The organism is Streptomyces apocyni (genome assembly GCF_009739465.1).
Lineage (GTDB): Bacteria > Actinomycetota > Actinomycetes > Streptomycetales > Streptomycetaceae > Streptomyces > Streptomyces apocyni.
In genome coordinates, this window is record NZ_WHOM01000035.1 from 22,466 (window position 1) to 35,152 (window position 12,687).

Genomic DNA, 12,687 nt, shown 5'->3' on the forward strand with positions numbered 1-12,687 from the left:
CTAAAGCTCCGGACCGTCGCCCGGCTCCTCCTGGTACGAGTAGCGCTGCTCACGCCAGGGGTCGCCGATGTTGTGGTACCCGCGCTCCTCCCAGAAGCCGCGCCGGTCCGCCGTCATGTACTCGACGCCGCGGACCCATTTCGGCCCCTTCCAGGCGTACAGATGCGGCACCACGAGCCGGAGCGGAAAGCCGTGCTCCGCGGTGAGCGGCTCACCGTCGCGATGGGTGGCGAAGATCGTCCGCTCGGAGCTGAAGTCGGACAGCCGCAGGTTCGAGCTGAAGCCGTACTCGGCCCAGACCATCACATGGGTGACATCGGGCGCTGGCGGGGCCAGTTCGAGCAGGGTGCGGGCCGACACCCCACCCCATTCGGCGCCCAGCATGGAGAACTTCGTGACGCAGTGCAGATCGGAGACGACCGTGACGTACGGCAGAGCCGAGAACTCCTCGTGCGTCCAGCAGTGCTTGCCCCCGTCGGCGGTGGCCCCGAAGACCCTGAACTCCCAGCGTTCCGGACGGAACTTGGGCACAGGACCGTAGTGTGTGACCGGCCAGCCCCGCTGCAGCCGCTGCCCCGGCGGAAGCTCCGATCTCTCCGTTTCACGGCTATCCGGCTGACCCATGGCTCCATCCTGACAGACCCCGAGGGGTGGACGTGACCAGGTCTGCACCGATTCGGGCAACTCCTACTAAGCATGCACTTACTGGACGACGTCCAGCACCGGTGCAAAGATTCGCGCACCAGCCTCAGTTACGTACTTGGAAGGAACTTCTGCGATGCAGGGCGACCCCGAGGTCCTCGAATTCCTGAATGAGCAGCTGACCGCCGAGCTCACTGCCATCAACCAGTACTTCCTGCATGCCAAGATGCAGGAGAACTTCGGCTGGGTGAAACTCGCGAAGTACACCCGGGCCGAGTCGTTCGACGAGATGAAGCACGCGGAGGTGCTGACCGACCGGATTCTGTTCCTGGACGGCCTGCCGAACTACCAGCGGCTGTTCCACGTACGGGTCGGCCAGACCGTCACCGAGATGTTCAACGCCGACCGGCAGGTCGAGGTCGAGGCGATCGACCGGCTGAAGCGCGGTATCGAGGTCATGCGAGCCAAGGGCGACATCACCTCGGCGAATATCTTCGAGTCGATCCTCGCGGACGAGGAGCACCACATCGACTATCTCGACACACAGCTGGAACTGATCGAGAAGCTGGGTGAGCCGCTCTACCTGGCCCAGCTGATCGAACAGCCGAGCAGCTAACCGAGCAGCTCACAGCTAGCGGCTAGCGGCTAAGCCGCCTGGGCGGCTTCGGTGAGCTCCGGAGTCGCGGTCAGCGCGGCAGCGGGCTTGCCCTGCTCCAGGAGCTCCCGGCGAGGGCACGTACCGCGCCCCAGCAGTGCCTGGATGCTGCGGACGCAGGAGCCGCAGTCGGTACCCGCCTTGGAGGCCGAAGCGATCTGGCGCGGGGTGCACGCACCGGCGTCCGCGTGCTCCTTGACCTGTTGCTCGGTGATGCCGAAGCAAGAGCAGACGTACACGCGGTTCACCTCCCCGGCGGGATCAGTGCGGGTGGACAGACGGTTGCCGCTCCCGATTACTCGGTGAGGCTAACCTAACCTTACCCGCCGCCGACAGTGCGCAAAAGCCGAGTGGGGCGCGGANNNCACATCGATCCGCGCCCCACCACCGCGTACGGCTACCTCAGCTACCTCAGCGCTACTGGTCCCGGTACATCTCGGCGACCAGGAACGCCAGGTCAAGGGACTGGCTGCGGTTCAGCCGCGGGTCGCAGGCCGTCTCGTAGCGCTGGTGCAGGTCGTCGACGAAGATCTCGTCGCCGCCGCCCACGCACTCGGTGACGTCGTCACCGGTGAGCTCGACATGGATGCCGCCGGGGTGCGTACCCAGCTCCTTGTGCACCTCGAAGAAGCCCTTGACCTCGTCGAGCACGTCGTCGAAGCGGCGGGTCTTGTGGCCGGACGCGGCCTCGAAGGTGTTGCCGTGCATCGGGTCGGTCACCCAGACGGGTGTCGCGCCCGAAGCGGTGACCTTCTCGACCAGCGTCGGCAGCTTGTCGCGGATCTTGTCCGCGCCCATCCGAACGATGAAGGTCAGCCGGCCGGGCTCCCGGTCCGGGTCCAGGCGCTCGATGTACTGCAGCGCCTCCTCCGGGGTCGTGGTCGGGCCCAGCTTGATCCCGATCGGGTTGCGGATCCGGGAGGCGAACTCGATGTGCGCGCCATCCAGCTGCCGGGTGCGCTCACCCACCCACACCATGTGCCCGGAGACGTCGTACAGCTCGCCGGTACGGGAGTCCACGCGGGTCAGCGCCGACTCGTAGTCGAGCAGCAGCGCCTCGTGCGAGGCGTAGAACTCGACGGTCTGGAACTCGGCCGGGTCGGTGCCGCAGGCGCGCATGAAGTTCAGCGCGTTGTCGATCTCGCGGGCCAGCTGCTCGTAGCGCTGCCCGGACGGGGACGACTTCACGAAGTCCTGGTTCCAGGCATGCACCTGGCGCAGGTCGGCGTAGCCGCCGGTGGTGAAGGCGCGGACCAGGTTGAGCGTCGAGGCGGACGCGTGGTACATCCGCTTCAGCCGCTCGGGGTCCGGAATCCGGGCCTTCTCGGTGAAGTCGAAGCCGTTGACGGAGTCACCGCGGTACGTCGGCAGGGTGACGCCGTCGCGGGTCTCGGTCGGCTTGGAACGGGGCTTGGAGTACTGCCCGGCGATCCGGCCCACCTTGACGACGGGAACCGAGGCGGCGTACGTCAGCACGGCGCCCATCTGGAGCAGCGTCTTCAGCTTGTTACGGATGTGGTCGGCGGAGACCCCGTCGAAGGCTTCAGCGCAGTCGCCACCCTGGAGCAGGAACGCCTCGCCTCTGGCGACGGCTCCCAACCGGGTGCGCAGCTGGTCACACTCGCCCGCGAAGACGAGCGGCGGATACGACTCGAGGTCCGCGAGTACCTCACGCAGAGCCTCGGCATCGGGGTACTCAGGCTGCTGCGCCGCGGGGAGGTCTCGCCAGGTGTTGCCACCAGCGGGGGTGGTCTTAGCGTTGACGGTCACATCAGCAACATTACGGGGTCATGTCGCCCGTCCAGCCCTAGGCCCACCAGTTGAGACAACCCACCGCAGACCGGGCTACGGCGACGCGGGTTGCGTTAGGGTGCGGAGCATGTTCGCGCAGACAGTGCAGACGGTTCAGCTGCACACGACCCTGACCTGGTGGTGGCCCGCTCATCCGGCGGCCCACTGCTGACTGCGCGTACCACCGCATCGCGAAGGCCGCCCGAGGGGCGGCCTTCTGTGTGTTCCGGGGCGATTCCGGACGCGGGGCCGTTCCTCCTCACACCGGCCGAAGACAGGTTCTTCGGCCCGGAAGGAAGGAACACCATGCTGATCGAGCGACTTCTGGACGACGACTGCCCACCCTTCGCCCTGCTGCGCCGCCGCACACCCGGCCGCCCGGCCGACGAGCACGACACCGTCGAGGTGCTGATCGGCGAGGTGCGCGAGGTCGAGCGGCTCGCTGACCTCCCCGACCGTGCGCTGCCGGTGCTCGCCCTGGTGCCGTTCCGGCAGATCCGGGAGCGCGGCTTCGACGTACGCGACGATGGCACCCCGCTGGCCGTCCTGGCCGCCGACGAGGTGCACACACTCCCGCTGGCCGAGGCCCTGGACCAGCTGCCCGCGCACCGGGTACGGGTCGAGGGCGGGGCCTTCGACGTGAGTGACCAGGACTACGCGCGCACCGTCCAGCGGGTGATCGACGACGAGATCGGGCGCGGCGAAGGCGCCAACTTCGTGATCCGGCGGACATACGAGGGCGAGATCCCCGGCTTTGGCCGCGCGGACGCGCTGGCCCTCTTCCGACGGCTGCTGGCCGAGGAACGGGGCGCGTACTGGACCTATGTCGTGCACACCGGCAGCCGGACGCTGGTCGGGGCCAGCCCTGAAGTGCACGTGCGGGTGAGCGGCGGCACGGTCGTGATGAACCCGATCAGCGGTACCTACCGCTACCCGGCCGCCGGGCCCACCCCCGAGGACCTGCTCGACTTCCTCGCGGACTCCAAGGAGGTCGCGGAGCTCTCGATGGTCGTCGACGAAGAGCTGAAGATGATGTGCACCGTCGGCGACCGCGGTGGCGTCGTGGTCGGGCCACGGCTCAAGGAGATGGCGCATCTCGCGCACACCGAGTATGAGCTGCGTGGGCGCTCCTCGCTCGACGTGCGCGAGATCCTCAAGGAGACCATGTTCGCGGCGACCGTCACCGGGTCGCCGGTGCAGAACGCCTGCCGGGTCATCGAGCGGTACGAGCCCGAGGGCCGCGGCTACTACGCGGGCGCCCTGGCGCTGATCGCCCGGGACGCGGGCGGCGCGCAGACGCTGGACTCGCCGATCCTCATCCGTACCGCCGATATCTCGGCCGACGGACGGCTACGGGTGCCGGTCGGCGCGACGCTGGTCCGCGACTCGGACCCGCGCTCCGAGGTGGCCGAGACCCATGCGAAGGCGGCGGGCGTGCTGGCGGCGCTGGGGGTACGCCCGGGGCGGGGCCGGGACGTCGCCGCGCCGCCGGTCCTGGCGGACGACCCCCGGGTGCGCGAGGCGCTCGACTCGCGGCGCTCGCTGCTCGCGCCGTTCTGGCTGCGGATGCAGGAGCGGCCGGACACCGCCGCGCTGGGGCACGCGCTGGTGGTGGACGCCGAGGACACCTTCACGGCGATGCTGGCGCATCTGCTGCGGTCCGGTGGCCTGGACGTCACGGTGCGGCGCTACGACGCGCCGGGGGTACGGGAGGCGGCGCTCGCCCACGCGGGCCCGGTGGTCCTCGGTCCGGGACCCGGCGACCCGTCGGACGCCACGGACCCCAAGATGCGGTTCCTGCGGACGCTCACCGCCGAGCTCGTCCGCGACCACCGGTACGGCCTGCTGGGCGTCTGCCTCGGCCATGAGCTGCTCGCCGCCGAGCTGGGCCTGGACATCGTCCGCAAGCGGGTGCCGTACCAGGGGGCGCAGGCGCGGATCGGGCTCTTCGGGCGCACCGAGACGGTCGGTTTCTACAACAGCTTCACCGCGCGCTGCGACGCGGAGGCCGCGACCGAACTGGCGGCACACGGGGTCGAGGTCAGCCGCGACGCGGCGACGGACGAGGTGCACGCACTGCGCGGCCCCGATTTCGCTGGGGTGCAGTTCCACCCGGAGTCGGTCCTCACGCTGCGCGGCGCCGGGCTGGTGCGGGAGCTGCTCGACTCGGTGACCGGCGCCCGGCCGGTCGTACGTCCGTAACCGCTCGGGGGGGCGGTCCGCAGGAGGGGCGCCCCCTTGGCGGGCTCTTAGACGGGCTTGGGTGCTGCCGCCGGGGCCAGGACGTTCTCGCTGCGGCGGCCCGCCGTGTAGTCCAGCACGTTCTGGACCGTCGTGGCGATGATCTGCTGGACCGCTTCCCGCGTGTAGTACGCCTGGTGCGAGGTGACCAGGACGTTCGGGAAGGTCACCAGGCGGGCCAGCGTGTCGTCGTCGACCACTCCCAGGGAGCGGTCGACGAAGAAGAGCCCGGACTCGGCCTCGTACACATCGAGGCCGACGCCCGTGAAGCGGCCCGCGCGCAGCTCGGCGACCAGGGCATCGGTGTCGATCAGACCGCCGCGGCTGGAGTTCACCAGGATCGCGTCGTCCTTCATACTCCTGAGCGCGTCGCGGCCGATGAGGTGCTCGGTGTCCGGGAGCAGCGGTACGTGCAGGCTGATCAGGTCGGACTCGGCGAAGAGGCGGTCCTTGTCGACGTACTTCATTCCCAGCTCCAGGCAGGCCGGGTTCTGGACGACGTCCCAGCCGAGCAGCCTCATCCCGAAGCCGTGGGCGATCCGGGTGAACGCCTCGCCGATCTTTCCGGTGCCCAGCACGCCCACGGTACGGCCGTGCAGATCGCGGCCCATCAGGCCATGCAGCCGGAAGTCGAAGTCGCGGGTGCGCCGGGAGGCGCGGACGACACGGCGGTTGACGGCCATCGCCAGCGTCCAGGCGAACTCGGCGACCGCGTACGGCGAGTAGGACGAGACCCGGGCAACGGTGATGCCGAGGCGCTCGGCGACCTGGAGGTCGATGTTGTTGAAGCCGGTGGAGCGCTGGGCGATCATCTGGGTGCCGCCAGCGGCCAGCGTCTGCAGGACGCGATTGCCCAGGTCGGCGTTGACACTGGTGGAGATGACCTCATAGCCCGTCGCGATGGGAGCGGTGTCCTCGGAGAGGAAGACCTCAAGGCAGCGGACGTCGTGGTGTCCCTCGAAGGCCTTCTCGATCAGCGGCCGTTCATCGGCCTGCACACCGAAAGCCAGGATCTCCACGACTTCTCCTCACGCACGAGCAGGAAGAGCTGGGCCCCGTGGGCCGGATATGCGTGAATATACGGCCCACGGCACCGCCTGGCGCGCCCCGCGCGCCCCTTGCCCGCCCGTTCAGCCGAAGAACACACCGACCTCCGCGTACAGCTTGGGGTCGACGGTCTTGAGCTTGGAGGTCGCCTCCGCGATCGGCACCCGTACGATGTCCGTGCCCCGCAGCGAGACCATCGTGCCGAAGGCGCCGTCACGCACCGCGTCGATCGCGTGCAGCCCGAACCGGGTGGCCAGCCAGCGGTCGAAGGCGCTGGGCGTGCCACCGCGCTGGATGTGGCCGAGCACGGTGGTCCTGGCCTCCTTGCCGGTGCGCTTCTCGATCTCCTTGGCCAGCCACTCGCCGACGCCGGAGAGCCGCACATGCCCGAAGGAGTCCTGGGTGCCGTCCTTGAGGACCATGTCGCCGTCCTTGGGCATGGCGCCTTCGGCGACGACGACGATCGGTGCGTACGAGGCCTTGAAGCGGGAGTGCACCCAGGCGCAGACCTGCTCGACGTCGAAGCGCTGCTCGGGGATGAGGATGGCGTTGGCACCGCCCGCGAGGCCGGAGTGCAGGGCGATCCAGCCCGCGTGCCGTCCCATCACCTCGACGACCAGGACCCGCATATGGGACTCGGCCGTGGTGTGCAGCCGGTCGATGGCCTCGGTGGCGATCCCGACGGCGGTGTCGAAGCCGAAGGTGTAGTCGGTCGCGGAGAGGTCGTTGTCGATGGTCTTCGGTACGCCGACGCAGGGGACGCCGTACTCGTCGGAGAGCCGCGCGGCGACGCCGAGGGTGTCCTCGCCGCCGATCGCGATCAGGGCTTCGACCTCCTGCTTGGCGAGGTTCTCCTTGATCCGGCGGACGCCGTCCTCGGCGTTGAACGGGTTGGTCCGCGAAGAGCCGAGGATCGTGCCGCCGCGCGGCAGGATGCCGCGTACCGCGGGGATGTCGAGCTGGACGACATCGCCCTCCAGCGGGCCGCGCCAGCCGTCTCTGAAGCCGACGAAATCGTAGGCGTACTCCTGTACGCCCTTGCGGACGATGCCCCGGATGACCGCGTTGAGCCCGGGGCAGTCGCCGCCTCCGGTCAGTACTCCGACCCGCATGGAATCTTCCCTTCACCACCTGGACGTTGTGACGCTCACGCTAATGGTGATCCAGGTCACTCAAGGGGGGTCGGTACATCAATTCCGGTGAAATACGGGGGAGTTGATCAAGCGTGTTCACCCGTACGAGGGGTTACGTGGGAGGTTAGGCGTCGTCGAGGCCGCGCTCTATCGCGTAGCGGACGAGCTCCACGCGGTTGTGCAACTGGAGCTTGCCCAGGGTGTTCTGGACGTGGTTCTGCACGGTGCGGTGCGAGATGACCAGGCGCTCGGCGATCTGCTTGTAGCTCAGGCCCTTGGCGACCAGCCGGAGCACTTCGGTCTCGCGCTCGGTGAGTTCGGGGGCCACCGGCTGGTCCGCGGCGGCGGGGGCCGGTGTGGAGGCCAGGCGACGGTACTCGCCGAGCACCAGTCCTGCCAGCCCCGGAGTGAAGACCGGGTCGCCGACGGCGGTGCTGCGTACCGCGTCGATCAGCTCCGCGGTGGAGGCCGACTTCAGCAGATAGCCGGTGGCGCCCGACTTGACCGCCTCCAGAACGTCGGCGTGCTCGCCGCTGGCCGACAGGACCAGGACGCGCAGGCCCGGGTTGGCCCCGACGAGTTCCTTGCACACCTGGACGCCGGGCTTGAGCGGCAGATTGAGATCGAGGACGAGGACATCGGGGTTCACGGCCCTGGCCCTGCGTACCGCCTGCTCGCCGTCGCCCGCGGTGGCCACCACCTCCAGGCCGGATTCCGCCAGGTCCCTGGCGACCGCGTCGCGCCACATCGGGTGGTCGTCGACCACCATGACCGTGATCGGCTCCCGCTGCTGGCTCATGTCCGTCATACCTTCCCCCGTGGGACTCTCAGTTCTACTTCGGTGCCCTGGCCGGGCACCGAGATCAGCTCGGCGGTGCCTCCGATGTCCCGGAGGCGGCCGCGGATCGACAGGGCGACGCCCAGGCGGCCCTCCCCCTCGGCCTGGGCGAGCCTGCCCTCGGGGATGCCCGGGCCATCGTCCCGTACCGTCACGATCACCTCGTCCGGCCAGTCCTCGACCAGAATCCAGGCCTGGGCGTCCTCTCCGGCATGTCTGCGCACATTGTCCAGGGCGGCACTGACAGCGGCCGCCAGTTCCCTGGCTCCGGCGGGCGGGAGCAGCACCGGGGCGCCCGGCTCCGAGAGCGTCACCTGGCGGCCCGCGTGGGGCGAGAGCAGGGTGCGCAGGTCGCAGGGCCTGGCCTCGTCGTCGGCGGTGGCAGCGGCGCCGTCGGCGTGGTCGGGTTCCTCGACCTCGCGCACCAGCGCGCCCCGCGAGACGTCGTCACAGGCGCGGGACGCGGGCACCAGACCACCGGCGACCAGCGTGCGCAGGGCGACCTCCTGCTCGCCCGCCATCCTGCCGAGCTCCGCCGCCTCGCCGCCGAGCGCGTTGCCGCGGCGCTGCACCATGGCGAGCACCTGGAGCACGCTGTCATGGATGTCGCGGGCGAGCCGCTCCCGCTCGCGGGTCGCCGCCTCGATCTCCAGGGCGCGGGCGAGGGTGAGCTCGGAGGCGCGGGCCACCTCCACCACGTAGCCGATGGCGATGGACGCGACGCAGACCAGCAGGACGTTGTGGACGGTGTCCTTGGTGGGGGCGCCACGCTGCACGATGTTGGCGACCGCGACCAGTGAGGAGGCCAGCGCGGCCCACCGCCAGCCGCCCTTGATGGCGACGGCGAGTACGGCGCCCGCCGTCCATATGGACGGCAGCGTCGGCCCTCCCACCCGGTCGGGGGCGGCGATGGGGGTCAGCAGGATGCCGGTGAGCGCGACGGTAATGTCGGCGGTGAGGAAGCGTTTGGTGCAGCTCGCGGCGTTCGCGACCCGGGGCAGCGTGGCCAGCGTCCAGACGGCCAGCATGCCGAGGAACGCGACACCGACCCAGGGACGGCCGTACGCGTCGCGCGCGTGCAGGAAGATCGCGATCGCGTAGAGCATGGTCAGTACGCGGTAGCCGGTGAGCGCGCGCCACAGCGGCAGCTCGACCGACATCCTCATCACACGTTCCCGCTTGGCCATTCGTCCCCCACCCCGCGATACCGCAGGGCCCCGGCAGGTCCTGTCAGGACCCTCAGGACCCTCAGGATCCGTCAGGCCTTGTCGGCGTTCTGTTGCTTGGCTGCCTCGGCTATCTGACGCTTGGCGGCGGTCGCGTAGATGTCGACGTACTCCTGGCCGGAGAGCTTCATGATCTCGTACATGACCTCGTCGGTCACCGAGCGCAGGATGAAGCGGTCGTTCTCCATGCCGTGGTAGCGGCTGAAGTCCAGCGGCTTGCCGATCCTGATGCCCGGCCGCATCAGCTTGGGCCTGATCTTTCCGGGCGGCTGGATCTTCTCGGTGTCGATCATCGCGACCGGGATCACCGGTGCGCCGGTGGCCAGTGCCACTCGCGCCAGGCCGCCGGGCTTGCCACGGTAGAGGCGGCCGTCCGGGGAGCGGGTGCCCTCGGGATAGATCCCGAACAGCTCGCCCCGCTCGATGACGTCTACGCCACTCTTGATCGCCGCCTCACCCGCGCCACGGGCTCCGGAGCGGTCCACCGGAAGCTGACCGACGCCCTTGAAGAAGGCCGCGGTGAGTTTGCCCTTCACCCCCGGAGTGGTGAAGTACTCGGCCTTGGCGATGAAGGTCACCTTGCGCGGGAGCACCGCGGGCAGGAAGAACGAGTCGGAGAACGACAGATGGTTGCTCGCGAGGATCGCCGGCCCCTCGGTGGGGATGTTCTCGAGCCCCTCCACCCAGGGCCTGAACACCGTCTTCAGGGAACCGCCGACGGTGAGCTTCATGACGCCGTAGATCAACGCTTGTGCCTTTCTGTGCCGTGGCTCTGACCTTAACCCGTGCCGGGCCCGCGCTCTCTTCGTGCTCGTCGTGAGGCCCAGGTCGGACGGGGACGACCCTGGTCGGTGTCAGTCCGGTCGCGTACCGTGAACACATCCCTCTCGTCACAGCCTCACGAACAGGAGACGAAGGTGCCGGTCCTCCCTGGAGCCGAGCCGTACCGCCACGAGGGCGGAGAGGTCGGCGTACTCCTCTGTCACGGCTTCACGGGTTCCCCGCAGTCGCTGCGCCCCTGGGCGGAGTATCTGGCCGAGCGTGGCCTGACCGTCTCGCTTCCGCTGCTGCCGGGGCACGGCACCCGCTGGCAGGACATGCAGCTCACGGGCTGGCAGGACTGGTACGCGGAGGTGGACCGTGAGCTGCGCGCGCTGACCGAGCGGTGCTCCGAGGTCTTCGTCTTCGGCCTCTCCATGGGTGGGGCACTGGCGCTGCGGCTGGCCGCCAAGCACGGGGACAAGGTCAAGGGCCTCGTCCTGGTCAACCCGGGGAACAAGGTGCACGGCGCGGCCGCGCACGCTCTCCCCGTCGCCCGGCACTTCGTCCGGACGACGAAGGGGGTGGCCAACGACATCGCCAAGGAAGGCAGCGTGGAGATCGGCTACGACCGGGTACCGCTGCACGCCGCGCACTCGCTGCGGAAGTTCTTCCAGCTGGTGGACACCGAGCTGCCGCAGGTCACGCAGCCGATGGTGCTGCTGCACAGCCCTCAGGACCATGTGGTGCCACCGGCCGACTCGGCGCGTGTCCTCGGCCGGGTGTCCTCCACGGACGTCACCGAGATCCTGCTGGAACAGAGCTACCACGTCGCGACGTTGGACCACGACGCGGACCGGATCTTCGAGGAGAGCTACGCGTTCCTCGGCCGGCTCGCGCCCAGTGTCGGCAAGGAAGGGACGTCCACCGGTGGCTGAGCACGACCAGGACCGTAACGAGAACAACGGCAGACCTCTGGACGAGGACGCGGCCTGGGCCTCGATCGTGGCCGGGTACGGCGACGAGCCGCCGGACCCGCCGGGCGCCAAGCCCTTCAAGTCGATCGAGGACATGGCGGGGCTCACCACCGAGACCAACGACGTGAAGCCGAAGCCCACGCCTGACACCACGGCCGACCCTGATCCCGACCGCGCCCCCGGTCCCGGCGATGACACGGGCAGGCCCGTCGGCAGCTCGGTGACCTTCGCGCCCGGGGTCGGGCCGCGCGACTACCAGCTGCCCGAGACCACCGAACCCGCCAAGAAGGGCGGGGACGACCTCGATCCGGACGACGAGGGCCACTTCGTCCCACCCGAGCCCCCGCCGCTGCCGGAGGCCGACACCACGGCCAAGTTCGCCTGGCTGGCGGTCATCGGCGGACCGGTGCTGATGCTGCTCGCCGTGCTGCTCGGCTGGGAGATGACCTGGTGGCTGACGACGCTGGGCGTCGGCGGCTTCATCGGTGGCTTCGCCACGCTCGTCTACCGGATGAACGGCGACGACGACGAGTTCGACGACCCAGGCCGCGGAGCGGTCGTCTAGGGCCTGTCTTTGGCCTCGGGCGTGGGCGGCAGTCTGAGGGCGGCCAGGACCGGCAGGTGGTCGGTAGCCGCCTTCAGGTCGGCGTCGGTCACGCCGGGCAGTCCCACGGGCACCCCACAGCCCAGCACTTCGACACCGGGTGTGGTGAAGAGCGCGTCGATGCGCTGATGCGGGTCGGTCGGTGTCGAGGTGTACTCACCGCCCCACGGCCGTACCGCCCAGCAGTCCTGGAGCTCCCCGGCCAGCCGCCGGAAGGTCCGTCCGCCGGGCCGTTCGTTCAGATCCCCGCCCGCGATCACGTGAGGGGTACCGAGCGCCGCGAGCTGGTCGATGAGTATCCCGCCCTGGGCGTACCGCTCGTCCTTCTGCAAGGAGAGATGGCAGCTGAGGACGCCGACCCGGGCGCCCCCGAAGCGTACGACCGCCGTCGCGAAGCCGCGTCGGTGCAGCCCCGGCGTGAGCGGCAGCAGCACGTCCTCCGTGCGCTCCACCGTCGCCCGCAGGGAGCACAGCAACGCGGGCCCGGCGGCGGTGGCGCCGCCCGAGAGCACCACCAGATCCGACGCGGCCGCCAGCCGGGCCAGGTACTTGCGCCAGCGGAAGAACCGCGGCGCCTCCTGGATGAGCACCAGATCGGGGGCGGAGGCGCTGATCACCCGGGCGAGGGCGGCGGTGTCGTCGCGCATCGAGCGGATGTTGTAGCTGAGCACCCGGACCACGGCCGAACCATCAGGTTCGGTATGGGAGTTGGGCAGCGTGAGCGGCGGGCGACGGGTCGCACTGGTCGGCATGCGGCTCAAGATACGACAGTGC

Annotated in this window: 13 protein-coding genes; 4 read left to right on the forward strand and 9 right to left on the reverse strand. The window is 69.5% G+C overall.

Annotation, left to right across the window (positions count from 1 at the left end; translation table 11 throughout):
• A complete protein-coding gene (locus GCN81_RS03125; RefSeq protein WP_156721876.1) occupies positions 1-624 on the reverse strand; it encodes a sulfite oxidase-like oxidoreductase in 624 nt (207 codons plus the stop codon).
• Between the two features lie 154 nt (positions 625-778).
• Between GCN81_RS03125 and bfr the strand changes: the two genes are divergently transcribed.
• Entirely contained in the window at positions 779-1,258 is a 480-nt protein-coding gene (bfr, locus tag GCN81_RS03130; RefSeq protein ID WP_156721877.1) for a bacterioferritin, read from the forward strand.
• Positions 1,259-1,287: 29 nt separating this feature from the next.
• Here the strand turns inward: bfr and GCN81_RS03135 are convergent, their stop codons facing one another.
• Complete coding sequence (locus tag GCN81_RS03135; RefSeq protein WP_156721878.1) at positions 1,288-1,545, reverse strand: (2Fe-2S)-binding protein; 258 nt, start codon at positions 1,543-1,545, stop codon at positions 1,288-1,290.
• Between the two features lie 169 nt (positions 1,546-1,714).
• Positions 1,715-3,067: a class II 3-deoxy-7-phosphoheptulonate synthase gene (locus GCN81_RS03140; protein ID WP_156721879.1), complete on the reverse strand. Its 1,353-nt coding sequence runs from the start codon at positions 3,065-3,067 to the stop codon at positions 1,715-1,717.
• A gap of 327 nt (positions 3,068-3,394) precedes the next feature.
• Here GCN81_RS03140 and GCN81_RS03145 point away from each other — a divergent pair, with 327 nt between their 5' ends.
• Positions 3,395-5,290 (forward strand): anthranilate synthase family protein, encoded by a 1,896-nt coding sequence (locus tag GCN81_RS03145; protein ID WP_156721880.1) that lies wholly within the window; start codon positions 3,395-3,397, stop codon positions 5,288-5,290.
• Between the two features lie 47 nt (positions 5,291-5,337).
• On the opposite strand, the gene GCN81_RS03150 is transcribed toward GCN81_RS03145, so the two are convergent.
• From GCN81_RS03150 to GCN81_RS03170, 5 genes are all read right to left on the reverse strand, one after another.
• Complete coding sequence (locus tag GCN81_RS03150) at positions 5,338-6,348, reverse strand: 2-hydroxyacid dehydrogenase (RefSeq protein WP_156721881.1); 1,011 nt, start codon at positions 6,346-6,348, stop codon at positions 5,338-5,340.
• A gap of 111 nt (positions 6,349-6,459) precedes the next feature.
• A complete protein-coding gene (locus GCN81_RS03155) occupies positions 6,460-7,488 on the reverse strand; it encodes a 6-phosphofructokinase (protein ID WP_156721882.1) in 1,029 nt (342 codons plus the stop codon).
• A gap of 145 nt (positions 7,489-7,633) precedes the next feature.
• Entirely contained in the window at positions 7,634-8,308 is a 675-nt protein-coding gene (locus GCN81_RS03160; RefSeq protein WP_156721883.1) for a response regulator, read from the reverse strand.
• 5 nt (positions 8,309-8,313) lie between these two features.
• A complete protein-coding gene (gene macS, locus GCN81_RS03165) occupies positions 8,314-9,534 on the reverse strand; it encodes a MacS family sensor histidine kinase (protein ID WP_156721884.1) in 1,221 nt (406 codons plus the stop codon).
• Between the two features lie 71 nt (positions 9,535-9,605).
• Positions 9,606-10,319 (reverse strand): lysophospholipid acyltransferase family protein, encoded by a 714-nt coding sequence (locus GCN81_RS03170; protein ID WP_156721885.1) that lies wholly within the window; start codon positions 10,317-10,319, stop codon positions 9,606-9,608.
• Between the two features lie 171 nt (positions 10,320-10,490).
• Between GCN81_RS03170 and GCN81_RS03175 the strand changes: the two genes are divergently transcribed.
• Positions 10,491-11,270 (forward strand): alpha/beta hydrolase, encoded by a 780-nt coding sequence (locus tag GCN81_RS03175; protein ID WP_156721886.1) that lies wholly within the window; start codon positions 10,491-10,493, stop codon positions 11,268-11,270.
• Entirely contained in the window at positions 11,263-11,874 is a 612-nt protein-coding gene (locus GCN81_RS03180; RefSeq protein ID WP_156721887.1) for a hypothetical protein, read from the forward strand. Before GCN81_RS03175 ends, GCN81_RS03180 begins: the two co-directional genes overlap by 8 nt.
• Here GCN81_RS03180 and GCN81_RS03185 read toward each other — a convergent pair.
• Entirely contained in the window at positions 11,871-12,665 is a 795-nt protein-coding gene (locus tag GCN81_RS03185) for an endonuclease/exonuclease/phosphatase family protein (RefSeq protein WP_156721888.1), read from the reverse strand. The genes GCN81_RS03180 and GCN81_RS03185 overlap by 4 nt on opposite strands.
• Positions 12,666-12,687 lie beyond the last annotated feature (22 nt).